Origin of the sequence: Bacillus sp. ABP14 (assembly GCF_001831375.1) — a bacterium.
Lineage (GTDB): Bacteria > Bacillota > Bacilli > Bacillales > Bacillaceae_G > Bacillus_A > Bacillus_A paranthracis.
On the sequence record NZ_CP017016.1, the window covers coordinates 3,145,276 to 3,164,958 of the forward strand.

General features: G+C 33.3%; 19 protein-coding genes and 2 pseudogenes. 4 read left to right on the plus strand and 17 right to left on the minus strand.

Annotation, left to right across the window (positions count from 1 at the left end):
* Positions 1–60 precede the first annotated feature (60 nt).
* Positions 61–594, minus strand: coding sequence for an NAD(P)H-dependent oxidoreductase (locus BGI23_RS16315; protein WP_070807316.1), 534 nt, complete (start codon positions 592–594; stop codon positions 61–63).
* Positions 595–718: 124 nt separating this feature from the next.
* On the opposite strand from BGI23_RS16315, the gene BGI23_RS16320 reads away from it, so the two are divergent.
* Complete coding sequence (locus tag BGI23_RS16320; RefSeq protein WP_001072984.1) at positions 719–1,042, plus strand: winged helix-turn-helix transcriptional regulator; 324 nt, start codon at positions 719–721, stop codon at positions 1,040–1,042.
* A gap of 193 nt (positions 1,043–1,235) precedes the next feature.
* Here BGI23_RS16320 and BGI23_RS28185 read toward each other — a convergent pair.
* Positions 1,236–2,036 (minus strand): annotated as a pseudogene (locus BGI23_RS28185) (ABC transporter ATP-binding protein).
* 355 nt (positions 2,037–2,391) lie between these two features.
* Between BGI23_RS28185 and BGI23_RS16335 the strand changes: the two are divergent.
* On the plus strand, positions 2,392–3,594 hold the full coding sequence (locus BGI23_RS16335) for an ankyrin repeat domain-containing protein (RefSeq protein ID WP_070806571.1): 1,203 nt from the start codon (positions 2,392–2,394) through the stop codon (positions 3,592–3,594).
* A gap of 159 nt (positions 3,595–3,753) precedes the next feature.
* On the opposite strand, the gene BGI23_RS16340 is transcribed toward BGI23_RS16335, so the two are convergent.
* The 6 genes from BGI23_RS16340 to BGI23_RS16365 all read right to left on the minus strand — a co-directional run bounded on the left by BGI23_RS16340 (position 3,754) and on the right by BGI23_RS16365 (position 12,182).
* Positions 3,754–4,029, minus strand: a complete 276-nt coding sequence (locus tag BGI23_RS16340) for an ArsR/SmtB family transcription factor (protein WP_000662958.1) — start codon at positions 4,027–4,029, stop codon at positions 3,754–3,756.
* A 230-nt stretch (positions 4,030–4,259) separates the two neighbouring features.
* Positions 4,260–7,607 (minus strand): trifunctional glycoside hydrolase family 18/polysaccharide deacetylase/glycosyltransferase family 2 protein, encoded by a 3,348-nt coding sequence (locus BGI23_RS16345; RefSeq protein WP_070806572.1) that lies wholly within the window; start codon positions 7,605–7,607, stop codon positions 4,260–4,262.
* A gap of 177 nt (positions 7,608–7,784) precedes the next feature.
* Positions 7,785–9,158 (minus strand): anti-sigma factor domain-containing protein, encoded by a 1,374-nt coding sequence (locus BGI23_RS16350; RefSeq protein ID WP_083322762.1) that lies wholly within the window; start codon positions 9,156–9,158, stop codon positions 7,785–7,787.
* Entirely contained in the window at positions 9,148–9,870 is a 723-nt protein-coding gene (sigI, locus tag BGI23_RS16355; RefSeq protein ID WP_014481722.1) for an RNA polymerase sigma factor SigI, read from the minus strand. The genes BGI23_RS16350 and sigI overlap by 11 nt, the downstream gene beginning before the upstream one ends.
* A gap of 554 nt (positions 9,871–10,424) precedes the next feature.
* Entirely contained in the window at positions 10,425–11,186 is a 762-nt protein-coding gene (locus BGI23_RS16360) for a glycosyltransferase family 2 protein (RefSeq protein WP_000136097.1), read from the minus strand.
* 342 nt (positions 11,187–11,528) lie between these two features.
* Complete coding sequence (locus BGI23_RS16365; protein WP_070806573.1) at positions 11,529–12,182, minus strand: CPBP family intramembrane glutamic endopeptidase; 654 nt, start codon at positions 12,180–12,182, stop codon at positions 11,529–11,531.
* Between the two features lie 671 nt (positions 12,183–12,853).
* Here BGI23_RS16365 and BGI23_RS16370 point away from each other — a divergent pair.
* Positions 12,854–13,444, plus strand: coding sequence for a TetR/AcrR family transcriptional regulator (locus BGI23_RS16370; protein ID WP_070806574.1), 591 nt, complete (start codon positions 12,854–12,856; stop codon positions 13,442–13,444).
* 244 nt (positions 13,445–13,688) lie between these two features.
* On the opposite strand, the gene BGI23_RS16375 is transcribed toward BGI23_RS16370, so the two are convergent.
* Both BGI23_RS16375 and BGI23_RS16380 read right to left on the minus strand, forming a co-directional pair.
* Entirely contained in the window at positions 13,689–13,946 is a 258-nt protein-coding gene (locus BGI23_RS16375) for a DUF3963 domain-containing protein (protein ID WP_001036213.1), read from the minus strand.
* Positions 13,947–14,092: 146 nt separating this feature from the next.
* Positions 14,093–14,572, minus strand: a complete 480-nt coding sequence (locus BGI23_RS16380) for a GyrI-like domain-containing protein (protein WP_000801044.1) — start codon at positions 14,570–14,572, stop codon at positions 14,093–14,095.
* 110 nt (positions 14,573–14,682) lie between these two features.
* Here BGI23_RS16380 and BGI23_RS16385 point away from each other — a divergent pair, with 110 nt between their 5' ends.
* Positions 14,683–15,645: a helix-turn-helix transcriptional regulator gene (locus tag BGI23_RS16385; protein WP_070806575.1), complete on the plus strand. Its 963-nt coding sequence runs from the start codon at positions 14,683–14,685 to the stop codon at positions 15,643–15,645.
* 187 nt (positions 15,646–15,832) lie between these two features.
* Here BGI23_RS16385 and BGI23_RS16390 read toward each other — a convergent pair whose 3' ends face one another.
* From BGI23_RS16390 to BGI23_RS16420, 7 genes and pseudogenes are all read right to left on the minus strand, one after another.
* Positions 15,833–16,204, minus strand: a complete 372-nt coding sequence (locus BGI23_RS16390; RefSeq protein WP_070806576.1) for a DUF805 domain-containing protein — start codon at positions 16,202–16,204, stop codon at positions 15,833–15,835.
* A gap of 281 nt (positions 16,205–16,485) precedes the next feature.
* Positions 16,486–16,704, minus strand: a pseudogene (locus BGI23_RS16395) (ABC transporter permease); the annotation flags it as partial.
* 151 nt (positions 16,705–16,855) lie between these two features.
* Positions 16,856–17,221 carry a hypothetical protein gene (locus BGI23_RS16400; protein WP_002003208.1) on the minus strand — a complete coding sequence of 122 codons (366 nt, stop codon included), beginning with the start codon at positions 17,219–17,221 and terminating at the stop codon, positions 16,856–16,858.
* A gap of 114 nt (positions 17,222–17,335) precedes the next feature.
* Positions 17,336–17,608 carry a DUF4176 domain-containing protein gene (locus BGI23_RS16405; RefSeq protein WP_070806578.1) on the minus strand — a complete coding sequence of 91 codons (273 nt, stop codon included), beginning with the start codon at positions 17,606–17,608 and terminating at the stop codon, positions 17,336–17,338.
* Between the two features lie 14 nt (positions 17,609–17,622).
* On the minus strand, positions 17,623–17,814 hold the full coding sequence (locus BGI23_RS16410) for a hypothetical protein (RefSeq protein ID WP_070806579.1): 192 nt from the start codon (positions 17,812–17,814) through the stop codon (positions 17,623–17,625).
* 315 nt (positions 17,815–18,129) lie between these two features.
* The gene (locus BGI23_RS16415) at positions 18,130–18,879 is read right to left on the minus strand and encodes an ABC transporter permease (RefSeq protein WP_070806580.1); all 750 of its coding nucleotides are present in this window, start codon (positions 18,877–18,879) and stop codon (positions 18,130–18,132) included.
* On the minus strand, positions 18,880–19,641 hold the full coding sequence (locus BGI23_RS16420) for an ABC transporter ATP-binding protein (protein WP_070806581.1): 762 nt from the start codon (positions 19,639–19,641) through the stop codon (positions 18,880–18,882).
* Positions 19,642–19,683: the final 42 nt, after the last annotated feature.

Here is a 19,683-nt window from a genome sequence, read left to right on the forward strand (position 1 = left end):
AGTGAATATAACAAGAATATAAAATAGCCATTTACTTCACAAGTAAATGGCTATTTTTCATTATATATTAGAATACTTCTTGTTCATTACATATTGCACATACTCAGGTGCACTTTTATCAATCTCTTCATCACTTAATTTATATTCGGCACCATATAAATAAAATGAAGGTATAAATTTCATGTCTGTATATAAGCAAGTAGCTTGAAATGGTTTCGTTAACTCATCCATCGTAATTCCGCTATTTTCATAATCTTTTTCTAATCCACCTATAGTAACTGCTACACCAAACTCTTTTCCCTTCACTTTATCCCCTTTTGATCCGTATGCAAATCCATATGTTAATACATCATCAAACCATTTTTTTAATAATGGCGGTGTGCTGTACCAGTAAAGCGGAAATTGAAATATATATCTGTCATGTTCTACTAATAACTTTTGCTCTTCTTCAATATTAAACTCCCAGTTTGGTGCCACTTTATATAATTCATGCACCGTAATTTCATCTGAATGTTTCTCAAGTTCTTCTGTCCATCTTTTATTAATTTTTGATTTTTCAATATGAGGGTGTGCTACAATTACAAGTGTTCTCATCATTTTCCATCCCCTTTATAAATGAATCAATCCTTTACATATTAGTATGAATGCATTACATATAATTGAAAAGTACGTACTTTCAGGTGCTATAGGAACCTTGAGGTACCTTTGGAGGTGTTATATGAATCAAAATGATAACTGTCCAATTGCAACGACGCTCGATGTAATCGGCGGAAAATGGAAAGTTCATATTTTATGTGTTTTGATGGATGGAAAAATGCGAACAAATGAAATCCGACGAGAAATCCCAAACATTACGCAAAAAGTTCTGACTCAACAACTTCGACAACTTGAAGCTGATGGAATTATCCATCGTACTGTATATCAAGAAGTACCACCAAAGGTTGAGTACACAATAAGCGAATACGGGAAATCTTTAATGCAAATTATGAATGAACTATTTGAATGGGGAAAAGATCATCAGCTCAAAAGATTACATGACTAAAAAGGCACTATATACTTTGTTTAATCCTCAATGTTTATATTTTGTGTTTTTATAAATTTTATTTTTATCGTTTTTGGGCTAACTTGTTTTCTTAGATTGATGGACGTGACCCCACATCCATCAATCTAAAAAGATATAATTAGAAAAATGAGATTTCTATACAATTTCGCATATAAACACTACTTCTACCTCATTAAACACTTGCCCGACTTTTTCTAATCTCAATTGTACGTAAACTATAAAGGAGCACACCTAAACCGAGAATTTTTTCGTTATTAGACGCATTAGAACCTAAGGTAATAGTAGGTACATTTAAACCCATAAACCTTTCACTCCATTCTATAGGCATATATCCCTGCTTACCAATTACTAATGTACGTCCATCTATTGTACGGAGAGTACTTTGAATAAAATCAAACTCAACTTCTACATCTGACAATTTTGTGGCTTTATCTGTCATCAAAGTACCTCGTATCATAGTAAATCCTTGTATCATTTTTTATTTAAACATACCAATTTGGTTATAATTGAAGTCATAAATTACCCAATCATATCCGTCCACTTCAGTATGAAAATAAGCTAGAATTTCCCCGTTACTCGTTTCTAATCCGTAAACATCTTTATTATGTAAAAAGGGTATTACTGAAAAAAGAATATTTGATGAAACCATCTTTGTTCCTGCTATATACTTACCATCAGGATGATATAAACCAAATTGCTTGTTTCGTTTTGGTAATTCTAATACAACCAAAGTATCAACATCCCAAAATGTTGCATTACTTTTTATCATATTCTTTTGTATCAACTTCCCTTTTCTTAACTGCCAAAATCCAATTCCAAAAAAGATAGAAGCAGCGATAACAAAAAAGATAAACTGCCCCCAATTAATATGTCCCCAATCTTCATATACAGCGCATAAAGCAAGAATAAAAATACCCGTCCCAATTAACAGTTTCATCTTTCCTTTTCGCTTATAGTAATCAAATAATTCCATTTCTATATCTTCACCCCTTATTTGTGGTTCCTAACTATTAATATATCAAAAACATATAATGCCCTCTATTCAAAAGTATGAGTTTCACTGCCTAGGTAATTTGTTACTCTTCATAATTATTAACTTAATAAATTTTATTTCTGTCAATTGAGTTTCCATAAACTTTGTAGATAAAGAACAGATAACTTAGTGAAAATGAAAGCCTTTTACCAACAAACTAAGATGAAATGTTATAATATATGTAAAAAAATAATTTTCAAAAAATTACATAAAGTGATATTTAAGATTAATAGTATGTTGGAAATTCCAAATAATTATAACGTTACCAGTTCAAATATTAATAGAGGTGAAATTATTGAAGAATCAATATATAGAAACACTTGTTGAAATCATGTTAAAGCATATACCCAATGCAGCCAACAAATCAATGTTATTTGCATTTTACAATGGGGTTGTCACGACGTATAGTTACTTTCATTATGAATCTATGAAGGTATTTGAACATGGCTCAGAAGGACTTCCATCTAATGAAATTATGGACAATATTCAAAGAGTACGCCATACTGGGGAATCCAACTGGACTGCCTTTGTTTTAACCGTTAAAAGAAATGGTTTATATGAAGTTGATTATTATGACGATTTAAACCCTACTTTAGAGTCCGGTTCTGCACTACTTTTGCTTGCATACAACCATTATCATATTGAACCAACCTCTGATTTTAGTAAATCACAACTAAAAAGCGCTATTAAAGCAGAGAGCTTTAAGAAAACGTTAAACTACGCGTGTATGAGGAATGACATAGAAACAGTTAAAAAAAAGTTAATAAACATTAAATTGTCTACATTAAATAAAAAAGGACCTGATAGAAAAACGCCCCTTCACATTGCTTGTTTAAATGAAAATATTGAGATAGTTACATTACTAGTTGAAGCAGGAGCAGATTTGAAGATTAAATATCATGGAGAAACACCTTTTGCCCTAGCATGCAGAAAAGGTAATGTAGAAATTATTAAATACTTAATTTCTCAAGGTGAAAATGCAAATGAAATCATGGTCGGAAAAGTCACTCCTCTTCATTTAATTAGTAGTTCTGGCAATCAAGAAATTGTTCATTATATTTTAGAACGTATTACCAATATAAATGCGGTGACAAACAGAAAACGTTCAGCTCTCCACTACGCAGTGGAGGATAACAATCTTGAAGCAGCAAAGGTTTTAATAGACAACGGTATTGATATGGAATTACTAGAAGAATACAAAAGGAGTGCATTAAGTCTTGCTTGCGACCGCAATAAACCAGAGATGGCAGGGCTGTTGTTAGAAAATGGAGCTAACATTCATAGTACAGGACAAGGAAAAGTTACACCGTTACATAGTGCATGTGAACGAGGCTTTATTGAAGTAGTTCGAGTGTTACTACAACATCAACCGAACTTGCATGCGAAAGCAACATTATACAGTATGCCAAGGAATGAAAATTTAAAAGAGACCCCCATTGAAACAGCTAAACGCCTTGGATACGATGAGATTGTCGGCCTTTTGAGCCCAAACTCCTGAGAAAGAATAAAAGCAAAATCAATATTTTTTTATTTTAGAGATAATACCATATCACCATCAAGCTAATAAAAAGATACTCCTTAAAAATAAAAAACGCTATTCTCTCTGTAAAATCATAGAAAAGAATAGCGTTTTTTATTTTGAAATAGAAGTCAGCATTTAAACTAAACATGCTAATATTGATTTTGTGCGATTATCAGTTACCTCATAATAAATTTCTAATCCTTTTCGAGTACCTGTAACCATTTTAGCAGCTTTTAATTTAGATAAATGTTGACTAATTGTACTTTGAGGCATTTGTAAATCCCCGTACATTGTTGTTACATTAGTTGGACCTTTTGCAAGCATTATTTTTACTAAGGATAAACGAACAGGATGCGCCAATACCTTTAGTACTTCAGAGATTTCTTCAAACATTTCTTTTTGTTCTTTCATCTTATTGCTCCCCTTTTATTTACATATTTATGTTATCCATATATATAATTCGAAGGTATATACGATTTTATGTCCGTCATTTAAAAAAAATATAAAAAAAACTTTTCCTCGAAACTAAAGGAGCATCTTTACATAATGTCTCACTATTAGAACTCTTATAGATACAGATGTATGTACTCTACACTCAGCTCACTAAAATCAATGAAAAAGAGAGCAGATAACCTGCTCTCTTAAGATGCCTCCTTATGTTCCGTGGAATGTTTTACACTTCCTATTCTCTTTAGCTTATTCCAACCTACCGCTACTCCTCGAATCGATGAGAATATAGATTTAACGACAACATAAGTCATAAATTGACGATAAATAAAGCGTTGTAAAATTAACCATACTAATGGTTTCGGATTCTCTTCCTCTAATTTAAATGCAAATAGAGATGCGAGAAGATCCATTAAAAAGAATACAAAATAAAATCCTAAAACTTTTAGCGGGTCACTACTAAATAACCCCATAATCATTAATATATCTGCAAAAGGAGCAATGAATTGCAGAACATATTGGAATAACCACATGTTAGGCAATGCAATAAACCCTAACGTTTTATGCTTTGAATTACATAACGCTTTTCGATGTTTCCAAAGACATTGAAGTGTACCATATGACCAACGATATCGCTGTTTAATGAGACTTTTCACATCTTCAGGTGACTCCGTAAAAGCATACGCTTTTTCTTCATATACAATTCTATGTCCTTGACGTAAAAATGTAATAGTAAGATCTGTATCTTCTGCTAATGTATCTTCGCTTAAATATCCAGATTCAACTACATTCTTCTTACGCCACGCCCCAATAGCCCCTGGAACTACTGTAATACAATTTAACTCATCAAAAGCTCTACGTTCTAAATTAAATCCTGTTATATATTCAACATGTTGCCAAGTAGTTAACAAGTTTCGTCTATTCCCCACTTTAACATTACCTGAAACTGCTGCTACATTTTGATCTTCAAAGTGTCTAACCATGAGAGAAATGGCGTCTTGCGCAATAATAGTATCCGCATCTAAAGTGACAATAATCTCTCCTCGCGATTGTTGAAACCCTAAGTTCATTGCCGATGATTTCCCGCCGTTTTCTTTCTGAATGAAACGAACTTTAGGGTGTTTATAAAATGTTTCTTGCATTACTTTTGACGTACCATCTGTCGATCCGTCATCCACAACAATAACTTCAAATTCTCCATACTTACTATCCAAAATTGAGCGAATCGTCTTAGCTATCACCTTTTCTTCATTATATGCTGCTATGACAACACTAACAAAAGGTTGATAGGACGAATGAATAGTGCGAGATAGCGTTTTTCTTTTCTGCTTCCATGCAAAATAAATTAAGAATACGAATCGAAAAATCCCTAATCCAATAGCGATATAAAAAATAGTTGTTAATATATGTTTAAAGTATCCCGCCCCTGAAAAGACAGCTTTATTGTAAAGTAAATACTGCTCACCCTCAGAAGAAACTGGGGGCATAATTTCATCACGTTCTTTATTCATTAAATCTGAAATTGTTACAAAACTATATCCATGCTTTTTTAAGTCTTTAATAATGATTGGCAACGCCTCTACCGTATGGGTACGATTCCCTCCCGCATCATGGAGAAGAATAATATTTCCCTCTCCCTTATAAACGGGATTAAGAGCACGCTTTACTAATTCATTTGTTGATGGTGTTGCCCAGTCCTCAGGATCCACTTTTTCTGCTACCATTGTATAGTTCATATTTTGTGCCCATAAAATAGGCAATATTTCATTTGAGGAATCCGGGTTAGCATCCGCTTCGTATGGTGGCCTAAACAAAACTGTAGAATGCTCAGTTATTTCCTGGATCAGACGTTGCGTCGTATTAAGTTCTACTTTTGTTCGTAGTAAAGACGTATCAGCTACGTTAGGATGCTTGAAAGTATGATTACCAATTTCATGCCCCTCATCGTATATTCTTTTCACAATACTAGTATTTAGTTGCGCGTTTTCACCAAGTACAAAAAAAGCAGCTTTTATTTTATTCTCTTTTAATATATCTAAAATTTCTGGCGTATATTTCGGGTCTGGTCCATCATCAAATGTTAATACTACTTGTTTCCCTTTCGGTTTTCCAGATCGTTGCACTTCGTATGCAGATGGTAAGGATTGATATACTTCATCTGTAAGATAACCATCTTTACCTACTTTAAAATCTCTCAATCCATTTTGCTTTTCATTCTCAATCTGTAAAATTTCACCTTGTCCAGAATAATTTACTTCATCTAAATTAGTGATTTTATGTAATACATCAGGATTTTTTTGTGCCTCAATCGGATTTTTTAAAACTTTCCATATTGTAGGATCTTCTGCACCTAATCTCCATAACGCAAACCCCTTTGCTTTGTTGTCCATTGCGATTTTCACTTGATTATAGAGAGTAACGCCGTCTAAGAACCAAGCAGTATGTTCTTTATCTCCTGTTTTATATCTAAAATAAGGATTTCCACTCATCTTATCCCATTGAATATTCATATCTGAATTATGAGCCATTTCCATAACTTCTGAAAAAGTTAAAGATTTCGCTGGTTCCTTACTATTTACTTTCCAATCATATCCATAGTTACCGAAAGCAACTATAAGTTTATTAGACGGAATATTCAGTTCTTTTAATGTATATTGAAACCATTTATTTGAAGCAATTGGTCCTGGCTCTCCTGCTCCATAGTGCTCATCGTACATCATTACAATCATTCGATCTATTATTTTTGCTAACCCACTATAATCAAAAGCCTTATCATTAGCTGGAACATCTTGTGTAACGAGCAAATCATGTTTATGAAAGACCGTAGTAAGTTCTTTCATAAAATTTGTTAAGTTTTCTCTATCACTTTCAGGTACGGCCTCAAAGTCAATATTAATACCCGCAAATCGATTCTTTTCAACTTGCTTTACTAAATCATTTATAAACTTTGTCTTTACATCATTTGAGGAATTCAGCAACTTATGAATTAGCCCACTATCCGGACCAGAAGCTTCCTCAGTATAGTTAGTTAGTAAAGGCATAATTTTCACTTGATTTTTTTCTGCTAACTTTACTATCTCAGGTTTTATCTCACTTCTAATCGTTAAATCTACTTTTAAATGATACCATTCTGGTACTAGCGTGGTTAATGAATCGATATTTTCTTTTAAAGAAGCGTTACTATTTTCATCCCAGTTTACATAAAAACCATACACTTCTTTACGTTGTTTACTATCCTTCGGCGAATTCACCAAATTTTTATTATCCTTCGTTTCGGTATTTGGTTTAAACTCTTCCTTCTTTAACTGCTGATCACTAAGTTTTTGATTAATTGGTACAAGTTTATTATCTTGTTGTATAGCGGTATTCATATTTGGAATTTCTGGTGTTGAAAAAATACTTTGAAAGAAAAAATAAAATACAATACTTACGCTCACTATTGAAATACATAGAAACGAAATAAAAGCTATATTTCTTCTTCCTTTCGGATCATAAAAAACAGGTTTTACTTTATCTTTCTCTTGTTGAATGTTTTTCTCCATTATATTTTTCACATACTCCTTCTTAATAGAACTATAGAATAATAAAGTGCAGCTTTAAGCAGCCCAACTCCCACCTAACTTCTTTGCCCTAGCCAAATTTTGAGATGGGAGTTTTACTGCCCGCAATAGTGAGATAACTCCTTTTCTCTTTAAAATGAATCTCCCACTTCTATATTTCTATTGATTCTTCTTTTCATTCCCTTGCTGGTGTCCTCTATTCTCTTGTTGAGATCCCCTGCCATTGTTTCCTTGCTCGTTTCCAACATTTTCTTTTTGGGATCCTCTTCCATTGTCACCTTGCTGATTCCCATTATTTCCTTGTTGAGATCCCCTACCATTGTCACCTTGTTGATTCCCATTATTTCCTTGGGGTACTCTTCCGTTGTTTCCTTGCTGATTTCCATTATTCCCTTGTTGGGATTCTCGACCGTTGTTTCCTTGCTGATTCCCATTATTTCCTTGGGACCCTCTTCCGTTATTTCCTTGCTGATTCCTATTATTCCCTTGCGATCCTCTTCCATTGTTCTCTTGCTGGTGCCCATTATTCCCTTGCGATCCTCTTCCGTTGTTTCCTTGCTGATTTCCATTATTCCCTTGTTGGGATTCTCGACCGTTGTTTCCTTGCTGATTTCCATTATTTCCTTGTTGGGATCCCCTACCGTTATTCTCCTGCTGATTCCCTCTATTTTGTTGCTGAGATCCTCTACCATTGTTTTCTTTTATGTGCTTCGTTGGCTGTTCCTCTATTTTCTTTTGTTCTTTATGCTCTGGCTTCTCATGTTGTTTGTCTTTTACAGAAGACAAACCTGGCGCTACATCAGGAGATGAATCCGGCTGCGATTGCACCTCTTCTTCGTTCTCTACCGGATTAGACGGCGTGGCGGGCGGCGTAACCGATTTGTTCTTCTCATTCTCTTGCTTTATATAGACACCTGTGCCCATTCCAGCTTTTCTAGCATTCTCTCGTACTTGCATCGTGCTATTTTGATATTCGACTGTAATATGTTTTAGCTCATATTCTTTCTTTAATTCTTTCATTGCCTTTTCCAACTGTAGTTCTAACGACTTGTCCTTTGCAACAGCTGTTAGCATAACTTGCTTATCATTCGTTAAATACTTATCCTCTTGACTCTGCTTTATAATTGTACGTATTACTTCTTGCAATTGTTCATTTTCCCATTGCTTCAATTCTTTTAAAATACGCCTTCCATCATCATTACAAGCTTGTAAATCTATAACGCGAAGATCCTTCGTTACGCTCACCTCTAAACTTGGATTTATATCAACTGAGACGTAAGCAAATACTTTTTCTTCCGGTTGGTTGTAGAAAAATAACAGCGCACATAGAAAACAAGCAACAAGTAATGATGCCGGCTTTAAGAAATAAGGGATTGAAAAACGCGATGCTTTTTGTTCTTGCTCATCAAATGAAATTTCCTCTCCAATCATGCAAGAATCCCCTTTTCTTTTACACGTAATAAACTCTCCATTTGGCGTTAAAACAACTACGCTATGTTTTTTTATATCCATCACAATTCCTTTATTCATCATGCTTCCCTCCCCTTATATAATCAAGAATGTATGTATAGTTGTTTGCGAAGATAATACACATTGCAATGATATATTTTCTATGCCGCTCCAACGTTTTACGACTTACCCTAACACGCGGTTCAATATGTTTAAGCGGTAACTTTTTCTTCCGGAACAGCTCCTCCATCATTTCCTCTTCTTTTATAATCATCTTTACAATTTCTATTAAGTGTTCACGCGTATCACGATGCTTAGGAGATTCTTTAGCAAGCTCTGAAAATGTGATTTTAAACTCAGCTAACACACTTTGAAAATGAAGAATTTCTTCCTTACGGTTACCATTTTCTATTTCCTTCATATACTCCGTAAGCGATACTTGCATTTCTAACATTTCCTCTTGCTCATCTTCTTTTAAAAAGACAAGGTTATGCTTAGACTCCTTGCGTATATAGTCAATTACATCTCTTTTTATAAGAAGATCAGCAAACGCTAGAAAAGATTTCCCTTTTTTATATGAATACTGTTCAATTGCTTCGTTAAACGCAAACAATCCAATACTATATTCATCATCCTGTTCTGTAATATATCGGCGGCAGACAGAAGAGATCGATTTTCTAATAAACGGCTGATACTGTACAATAAAAGCTTCTTTATCTTCTTCATTATTTTGTATGCTACATACGATATCTTCTATTTTCGGTTTTCTTAAGATCTTCATTACTAAACTCAACACGGGTAATCTCTCTCCCTCCTTCTGCTTGAAATAGAAAAATGGTCACTAAACAAGTGACCATTCAACCACATTTTCTTTAGGCTTGTCTTCTTGTTGTTCATATTTTTCAAAGCCAACTTTTCTATCGTTCTTACAGTTAGGCTTACATTCTACTCTACTTTCTTATTTTCTTCCGCTTGTTTTGCTTGCTCTGTTTCTATTTTATCTGCAATCCTTGAATAACTCTTCTCTATATCATTGGTAATTTCACCCTTTTATTTCGGATGCCCCACTTAATCTAGTAATTTTATTAACACGTCAGTATTCTTTCATAATCAGTTTTCTTCTATTTATTTTCTTCACTATACATATTCGGAGGAATATAAAGTTTTATGGGGGTCAAAAAATATTTTTATAAAAAAATAGATATTTATTTCAAAAATAAAAACCATTGATTTGAAAAAGGACTAATCAAATTGATGGTTTTCTTATCATATCTATTAAATTAAGTTAGGCTCTCATTATGTATAAGAAAATCTGCTGTTCTCACTATTTCCTGCCGCTTTTCTCCATCGTTATCTTTCTTGATTATCATAATATGTCTTATCTGCATACTTTTGATCATTTCCTTTTAGATAAGCTAATATTACTTTTGGATTTTTAAGTAAGGCCCAGTCTCCATATGTATCAAATCTTCTGCATGAAGTTATCATTCCATTTTTAATGGTACCGAATTTCTTATTATTTCGTTTTCCCCATTCTTTTAACCGTTTCGCGAAATCTGCATCTTCTGCCATAAGCATGTTTTCATTAAATCCGTTAATTGCCATAAAATCTTTTCTATAACACCAAAAAATCCCCACAGATATAGCTCCGTACTTAAAAAGTAAGGGAATTATAATTAGAATTGCAGAAAAGAATATTCCAAAAGACATTCTTTCGAACTTCCCATTCACCCCACCACCAATATATTTACCTGAAGATAAATATTTATCTACATTAGATAACAAAGACTCTGTCATTATCGTATCAGCATCTATAGTAACGATTATTTCTCCACTAGCTATTTCTGCCCCTGCATTTCGGATTTTAGATAAGTTTTTATCTTCATTTTTTAATGTAATACAATTATAAGATTTTGCTATTTCCTCTGTTTGATCTGTGCAACGATTTAAAACAACTATAACTTCCGTTTGTTCTTTATATGCCTCTGATGCTTTTGCAATTGAATCCAAACATTTTCTAATGTACTTTTCTTCATTATGTGCAGGGATTATAATAGAAAACTTCACATCTTTTTGTAAATCGCTTCCTGAAGATTCGTTTATTTCAGTCATGATATTCCCCCTTATTTTAGATAAATATCTGTTATACATAACATATATTAAAATTGATTAAGTTTTATTATAAAAAGAGTACTTAAAACAATATAGACATATTATTTTAAGTATAATAGGGCTACTATTAAGCTAACAAAACAAAAATTGACGTTGTATGAGCTTAACTTGTTTGCGAAGTGTTAGTCCCCTATATAAAAAAACCACAGTTTACACCCAAACTGTGGTTTTTTGAAGTACAAGGAATTACATGAATCATAAGTCACCGTCTAAATTGTACTCCTCATTTATCAATCTCTGTATCTAGTTTTTTAACTCTGTAACAGATGCAAGGCTAACTTCTTACAATATGAAACCAAGGCAATTGTTTAACATATGTATCGCTATGACATATGCAAGGGATCTTTTAGAAATTAGATAAGCAATAGTAAGTATCACCGCGCCTGGTAAATAAAATGCATAATCAGAAAGCTGGTTCGTATGAAGGAATGTAAAGATTAGAATCGAAATGATAGATGCAATAGCAGTACCAATATAATGTGAAAAGCGATTTATTAAAATATAACGAAATATAATTTCTTCAAGTATTGGACCTAGAATACCAAATACAAGCAATGTAAATATAAGAGGTACCTCCGCACCTGCTTCAAGGAGCTGTTCTTGGTTCTCTGGCTGATCAGTTGCTAGAAAATGCATAATAGAACTCTCAATAATCACCATAAGTAAAACCACCATAGGAATACTTACTATTTTCAAAATTGTTTTCTCTTTAAAATAAGTAAAACTTTGAATGATTTCTTTCCTAAAGAAAATTATTCCTACAATAGCAGGTACAGTAAAACCGATGGCACTAAGAAGAAATTCTGATTCAACTAAATTGACATTAGTTAAAAGTGATATGCCAAATAATATGAACAAGCTAATTTGAAATGGTACAAACAGTGTAAAGATTACTAACATAATAAGTTCTTTTTTATTCATTTTTATAAAGTTCATTTTATTATCCTCCTAATTAAATTACCTACAATCTTTAATTTTTCTTTCTTCATAAAGTTCTCCTTCCAAATATATTCATATAAGTTAACAGACCGAACGGTCCGGTCTGGAATATAATGATACTATAAGTTTCTAGTTTTTTAAACCCTTTTTACAAATGATTAATAAAATAGAAAAAAGAAAATATATTTATAAATCGCTTTCTTATTTACAATCAAATTCCAGTACTCATTAATTATTTCTTTTATAGAATGAAGTGATCAGGCTTTTATCCACAAGAACTGCGAGAGATATTATTATATAAGAAGTGAAAGTAGGAGTAGTTCAAACAGTTTAGCTAAACATATTGATGAAGATTATATATAATACTCATATGTCTATGCACTAAAATTAACTATATATTTTTACATTTTCTACGATTTTAGGTAAAATTAGTTGTCTAACATGACTAAATTAAACAATTGATCATGTTATTTTTAACAGAAAATTCATTTAAAAAATATAAATAATACAATTTGATTAACCTCTGTTCAAACTGTACAATTTGAGGTTTCCATAAGATAGGGATTGATACTATATTTTTGCTTCACACTTATTTATACTTACAAAAAAATAGAGGATAAACATTACCTGGAATATTAAGCTCGGTTTTATTAGGAGGACTAGAAAGCATGACTAAAGTTGATACGGTAAAAGAAAAGATTATTGAAACATCTTTATATTTATTTAATACTAATGGGATAACTCGCACATCCATTCAGGATATAATGACAGCTACTGAACTACCGAAAGGGTCTATTTATCGTAGATTCAAAAATAAAGAAGAAATTGTCCTTGCTGCCTACGACAAAAGTGGTGAGATTATGTGGGGGCATTTTCATAAAGCAATGGAAAATAAAAAGACAGCAATCGATAAAATCCTTGCAATTTTCCTTGTATATCAAGATGCAGCTAATAATCCTCCTATTGCTGGAGGCTGTCCATTGCTTAATAGCGCAATTGAAAGTACTGGCGTATTTCCAGAATTACAAAAAGCAGCAGCAAAAGGCTATGATGATACAGTAATGTTAATGGCTTCTCTCATAAAAGAAGGAATAGAGAAACAAGAACTTAAAGAAGAGATAGACATTATATCGCTCGCTTCTTTCCTTGCCTCTTCAATGGAGGGCGCTATTATGGCAAGTCGTGTATCTAACGATAATATACACCATCATTATTTTACTGAACAAATAAAACATCATCTTCTCTCTTATTCTAAATAAGTAAGAACTTGCATTGTTTTTATAGACTTAAATTAGATACCGCTCTCATAAACAGTATGTACTGTTTATGAGAGCGGTATTAGTTTTTAGCAAATATAGCTTTTTAACACTGTATATTACCCATCTATTTTTCACTTTAAAAAATATCCACTTTGGTGTCTTCATTTAAAGAATTATCTATCTCCTTTTTCCTACAGATGGACAAAATATTGGGCACTAAATGAACTTTCCCTGAAGTAAAGTTCTAAAAATACCCTAGCCATAGTGCTACTAAAACTACTACTAACAAAGCAAAACAAAATGTGATAATTCGAATCCACTTTTGTATATCATGAAAATACCTTTCTATAAATGCGGTGTAAGTAGAAAGCATAAGAAGTAGCACAATGAAAGTAAAGGATCCCAATTTATCGTTAAATTTTTCATTAGTAAATGTGCTTACATGGAGGAAAAGAAAAACAAATGTTACTATGAATAGCTCAAATAATCTTTTTTTATTCACTCCGCCACCACCTTACAATAATTACCTTTCATTCCAGTTTATCAGAACATAATGTGTAGTAGTATATGAATATTATACTCACGTCAAAAAGGCCAACAATTCAAGATTGTTAGCCTCTACATTCCATAATCATATCTTTTATCACTTTACTTCCTAACAACCGGAATCCACATTTCACCAAACACTAAACCGTTTCTTTTCCCCATCTCAACCGTCGTATTTGGTCCACCAACATAAGCAAACTCATTTGCATCTGGTAAAGCCTGACCGAAGGCGATGCCAGTAAGCTTATTACTTAGCTCTTCAGCTGTTTTGTCTTCCCCTTTTACTACTAAGTATTCTCCCTTCGGAAATTGGATTACTCTAGATTCTTCTTCTATTTGTGCTTCTGTCATGACACCCGCATAATACATCATCTTGTTATTCACCGCTTCGCTCACAGAAAAAATGTAATCATTTGTAGCTAGAGCTTTTAAAGTGTCCAGCCTTCCATCTTCTTTAACAGCCGACCAAAAGTCTTCCTTTTCTTTTTTTATTCCAACAAAATCTGTATATTCACTCTTAATTTCAGTTCCAATACCTAACACAATAAAGCTATCTTTTTCTTCAATCGTATAATTTTTCATATTCAAAACCTTCCTTCTTTTAAAATAAATCAAATGATTTATCTTTTCATCTGATGAGTTTATAATAACTTTAAATCATGTCAAAAAATGATACTGTTTAGGAGAACCAAATGAAAAAAGTTGAACGGATTAATACAATTATGCGGTATATCAACAACCGCTCCCACTTTACAATTTCAGAAATCATACGAGAATTTAACATATCACGATCAACAGCTATTAGGGACATTAGAGAAATAGAAGCTATGGGCATGCCACTTGTTGCTGAAGTTGGGAGGACTGGGGGATATTTTGTTATGCATAACTCTATCCTGCCCGTTGTTCGCTTTACTGATAACGAAGTGAAAGCTCTTTTTATTGCCTTTATGGCTACTAGAAATCAACAACTTCCCTATTTAAAAAGTCGTCAATCTTTAGCCGAAAAACTGTTAGGACTCATCTCAGAAACCCAGCAAGATGATATCGTTCTTTTAAATCAACTCTTGCTGTTTGAAGGGACCAACCCTCATAATCCTGATTTACTTGAGCTTTCTGATCTCCCTCACCCTATGTTAGAAAAACTCATTCAAATACTTCTTTTGGATAGACATTTATTGATTTCCATTAAAGAAGAGAAAGAAATCAAGTCTTATTCCATTTATCTATTACACCTGTATCAAGAAAAAAGTCAATGGATCATTGAAGGGTTTGACTTAAAAGAAGAAAAGAAGAGGATGTTTCCTGTCGATCATCTCATCCATATCGAACCATACACGACGAAAAAAAAGCTAAATAAGAAAAAGATTTTAGAAAAACTAAGTAAGAAGGATGAAGCGATTAACCTTGTACTTGAACTTGGTCCAAAAGCAATTGCCCAGTTCAAAAAATATCACCCTTTCAAAATTTCAATATCTTATACAAACCCTTACCAATCTACAGCTATTTTAAAAACATTTATCGATGTTCACAATTCCGATGAAGTGACAGAAATGACAAATTGGCTACTTTTCTTAGGGAAAGATATTACAATCAAGGAAATACCTGAAGAAGTATTAAACAATTTCCAAGAGAGGTTATGTTTATATTCAACATAAGCAGCGATCGGTTACACCTGAAAATATTGAATTTAATTCGTTACCAGTTGTCCATATTTTTAAGTTCCTAGGAAAAACATTGTATTTGCTGTCAAAGCTAAACGAAGCTTCTAAGAATAATACAATAAAAAGGTGTGAGCTAGCTTTTAGTTCACACCTTTTTATATTAGAGTTTCCTATAAATACATTAAATTGCTTGTTTTAAATTTAAATGTGGATTTGGTCCATACTTATTCTCACCTTCATCACTTTCAATGATACAAAACACAAGCAGAACCGCTCTTCCAAATGGCACCAAATTTAATAACTGCCACCATCCTGTTTTTCCACTATCATGTAATCGACGAGCTTCCACTGCCAAAGTAGGAACAATAAAAATTGCTATATATATCAAAGTAATATTAGCTCTTAAGTAAAAAGCAGACGAAGAATAAGAGGCCAAATATATTAATGACCAAAACGTAACCTTATTAACTAAAGTAAAAATCCAGTACTCTTTTCTCGTAGCTCTCCCACTAAATTTCGCATAGTTTTTGAGAGTATATAAATACCATCTCATTTGAACCGCTCCCTTTTCCATCCACTAAACAATTAAGTTATACATTATATACCTTATAAGTATAAATATAACATATTTAACCTTTGTTTTTATATAGAATATTCCGTTTATTTTTATGAAGCGTTACATACTATACTTCAAGGTATATGTACTCAATTTATTATTCTCCTATTTACTTTAAAACTACTACAATTAAGCGAAGTATGAATGTATTATTAAAGCACGGAAAATCTTCCCGTGCTTTTTCTAAAACGTATATAATTTCGGATGATTTAATTCACTTACCCTAACTGACGTTTAAATGCTTTACTAGCAAAAAAGTACGAGATAATCATAATCCCTACGCACCAAGCAAGTGCAATCCAAATATCGTTACCAACAGTCCCTTCATATAAAAGGGCACGAATTGCATTCACGATTGAAGTTACAGGCTGATTCTCTGCAAATGCACGAACAATTTTTGGCATCGATTCGGTAGGTAGGATGGCTGACCTAATAAAATGATGGGACACTTCTCTCATTTAAAACAATATAAAAAGACTAGCAATTCAAAGTAATTAAGTGCAGGTTACGGTCTAAAAAGCGTAATCTTAAATTTTTTTAATGCCTCTTGGTACCTAACCCCTTTTCATAGAAATTTCCCTCTTCAATTTAAGATGATTTTTTCCACTCTATTAAAAATTTCCCACCATGTTCTTCTGTTTTAACTTTCACTTTATATTTATCATCTTTAGAGACTTTAAGGATCTTTTCATCCTTACCATTATCAAACTCTAATATTGTCTTATCATTTGAATCCACAACATAAGCAACTACAGTTCCTTTCCTTGTTGTTTCATCAAAAGAAAACACCCAATTCTCACCTTTTTTAACTTCCATGTCGCGACTCGCGGAACCAGTAAACTCTCTGTAGTCTCCCAATATTCTATTTGAAGAACTTTTTACTTTTCCGCCAACAACTTTTCCTTCCCTAGAAGAACATCCACTGACAATTAATAAACAACAAGCTACTAACATTATACTTTTTATTAGTTTCAATATTAACTCTTCCTTTACTAAAAAATAAAGCGTACTAAAATGGCTGTCATTGACTGGGTCTATAATAATATTAATAAACAATTATAGTTTTTTCTATTTTTTAAAATCTTCACTCAGCTTATTTTCCTCATCATTGATATATCCAATAAAAACGATTTCTGATACATGTTCATGATAAAAAAACAAATTATATTCAGTTGAAATATTACCAATCGGATAATAACAAGCTACATAATCCCTCTCTTCTTTAGTTCTAGAATCCAATTGTTTTCTACCATAAATCATTACAATTTGTTCCCAATTTTTAAATCTTACAACTGAATCAATTGGTAACAATATTTCCTTCTCGATCTTTGTTGTCACCATCCCTTATCATCTCATTATTTAATAAAAAATTTACCGATTTTATATAAAATCAAAAAGCTAATAGGAACTGTAATTAAGTATATTAAAGAAAAAATAAGCTTTTCTTTAATATTATAAGTAGCATCAAAAAATGTTAGTATTATAGTTCCAAAAAAACAAATAATAAAAAGAACTGTTAAAATTTTTTTCAAACTCTCTACTGTCATTCAATACTCCCCTTTATTTTACTTCTACCTCAAAAGCTGTATCAACAAAACTTGCTCCAGGCCCCCAAGGAAGACTAATCTTAAATCCACTTGATCCAGCTTTCACTGAACCACCAACTTGTCCAAGTGTAGCTGCCCCTCCAATATGTAAATCATGATCTGTAAATGGAATATGAAAATCTATCCCCGTCTTTTTCTTAACATAAAGGTATTATACCGAAAATTGTTACATTAAGAAGAAAATAAATAAGAAAAGCACAGAAAATCTTCCGTGCTTTTTCAAACATATATATTACTTCAGATAACTTAATTCACTTACCCTAACTGACGTTTAAATGCTTTACTAGCAAAAAAATACGAGATAATCATGAACCCTACGCACCAAGTGAGCGCAATCCAAATATCGTTTCCAACAGTTCCTTCATATAAAAGAGCACGAACCGCATTCACGATTGAAGTTACAGGCTGGTTTTCAGCAAATACACGAACAATTTTCGGCATCGTTTCGGTAGGTACAAAGGCTGAACTAATAAATGGAAGAAAAACGAGTGGGTACGAGTAGGCTGTCGCCCCTTCCATAGACTTTGCCGTCAGCCCTGGAATGATAGCCAACCATGTTAGCGCCAATGTAAACACCCCTAGTATCCCAGCTACTGCAAACCAATCTAGAATATTCGCACTGGAACGGAAGCCCATTAAGAGTGCAACAAGAATAACAACTACGATAGTAAGTACATTCGCAACAAGAGAGGTTAAAACGTGAGCCCACAATATCGATGAGCGCTTAATAGGCATCGTAATGAAGCGTGCCATAAGTCCACTCTTTACATCCGTAAATAATCGCACAGAAGTGTAAGCGACACCGGATGCGATAGCCATTAGCAAAATTCCCGGCAATAAATAATTGACATAGTTATCGGTTCCTGTCTGTATAGCACCACCAAATACGTAAACAAACAACAGCATCATCATAATCGGTGTAATCGCTACTGTAATAATTGTGTCCGGGCTACGCATAATATTACGCATTAAGCGCCCAAGTAATACACCTGTTTTGCTTTTCATTTACCTCTCCTCCTTTTTACCAATGATCGCAAGGAATATTTCTTCCAATGTCGGCTGCTTCTCGATATATTCTACTTTTGCTGGCGGGAACATCTCTTTCAGTTCAGGAAGAGTACCTGTCGTAATAATTTTTCCACCATGTAAAATAGCGATACGGTCAGCTAATTGTTCTGCTTCCTCTAAATACTGGGTTGTTAGTAAGATGGTTGTTCCTCCACCAGCAAGTTCTTTAACTGTATCCCACACTTCAATCCGTGCTTCAGGATCAAGCCCAGTCGTTGGTTCGTCAAGAAAAATAACTGCTGGTGCTCCTATCAAACTCATCGCGATATCAAGTCGGCGCTTCATCCCGCCCGAATACTGATCTGCCCTCTGATTAGCCGCATCAGTCAGGCTAAATCTTTCAAGTAAATTGTTAGCGACTTGAGCGTGATTGGAAACACCACGTAACTTGGCGATCATTATCAAGTTTTCTTTCCCCGTCAACATGCCGTCTAAAGCTGCGAACTGTCCTGTCAAACTGATACTTTGACGAACATGATCTGGTTGGCGCTTAATATCAAATCCGCAAATACTTCCTTCACCGCCATCTTGTTTCAGTAGCGTCGAAAGGATGTTAACCGTTGTCGTCTTTCCCGCTCCATTTGAGCCTAGCAGTGCGAAAATTTCTCCACGCTGCACCTCAAAATCCACTCCCTTTAAGACTTCTTTATCTCTAAAAGCTTTTTTTAACCCTTTTACAGAAATCGCTGCATTACTCATACTTTTTCCCCCTTATAAAATTAAATTACCTGCACCCTCTAT

Excerpts from the sequence above, each read along its gene's own strand:
- BGI23_RS16315 (WP_070807316.1), bottom strand. The coding sequence starts at position 594 with ATGAGAACACTTGTAATTGTAGCACACCCTCATATTGAAAAATCAAAA.
- BGI23_RS16320 (WP_001072984.1), top strand. The coding sequence starts at position 719 with ATGAATCAAAATGATAACTGTCCAATTGCAACGACGCTCGATGTAATC.
- BGI23_RS16340 (WP_000662958.1), bottom strand. The coding sequence starts at position 4,029 with ATGAAAGAACAAAAAGAAATGTTTGAAGAAATCTCTGAAGTACTAAAG.
- BGI23_RS16345 (WP_070806572.1), bottom strand. The coding sequence starts at position 7,607 with ATGGAGAAAAACATTCAACAAGAGAAAGATAAAGTAAAACCTGTTTTT.
- BGI23_RS16350 (WP_083322762.1), bottom strand. The coding sequence starts at position 9,158 with ATGATGAATAAAGGAATTGTGATGGATATAAAAAAACATAGCGTAGTT.
- BGI23_RS16360 (WP_000136097.1), bottom strand. The coding sequence starts at position 11,186 with ATGACTGAAATAAACGAATCTTCAGGAAGCGATTTACAAAAAGATGTG.
- BGI23_RS16365 (WP_070806573.1), bottom strand. The coding sequence starts at position 12,182 with ATGAACTTTATAAAAATGAATAAAAAAGAACTTATTATGTTAGTAATC.
- BGI23_RS16370 (WP_070806574.1), top strand. The coding sequence starts at position 12,854 with ATGACTAAAGTTGATACGGTAAAAGAAAAGATTATTGAAACATCTTTA.
- BGI23_RS16380 (WP_000801044.1), bottom strand. The coding sequence starts at position 14,572 with ATGAAAAATTATACGATTGAAGAAAAAGATAGCTTTATTGTGTTAGGT.
- BGI23_RS16385 (WP_070806575.1), top strand. The coding sequence starts at position 14,683 with ATGAAAAAAGTTGAACGGATTAATACAATTATGCGGTATATCAACAAC.
- BGI23_RS16390 (WP_070806576.1), bottom strand. The coding sequence starts at position 16,204 with ATGAGATGGTATTTATATACTCTCAAAAACTATGCGAAATTTAGTGGG.
- BGI23_RS16400 (WP_002003208.1), bottom strand. The coding sequence starts at position 17,221 with ATGTTAGTAGCTTGTTGTTTATTAATTGTCAGTGGATGTTCTTCTAGG.
- BGI23_RS16405 (WP_070806578.1), bottom strand. The coding sequence starts at position 17,608 with ATGGTGACAACAAAGATCGAGAAGGAAATATTGTTACCAATTGATTCA.
- BGI23_RS16410 (WP_070806579.1), bottom strand. The coding sequence starts at position 17,814 with ATGACAGTAGAGAGTTTGAAAAAAATTTTAACAGTTCTTTTTATTATT.
- BGI23_RS16415 (WP_070806580.1), bottom strand. The coding sequence starts at position 18,879 with ATGAAAAGCAAAACAGGTGTATTACTTGGGCGCTTAATGCGTAATATT.
- BGI23_RS16420 (WP_070806581.1), bottom strand. The coding sequence starts at position 19,641 with ATGAGTAATGCAGCGATTTCTGTAAAAGGGTTAAAAAAAGCTTTTAGA.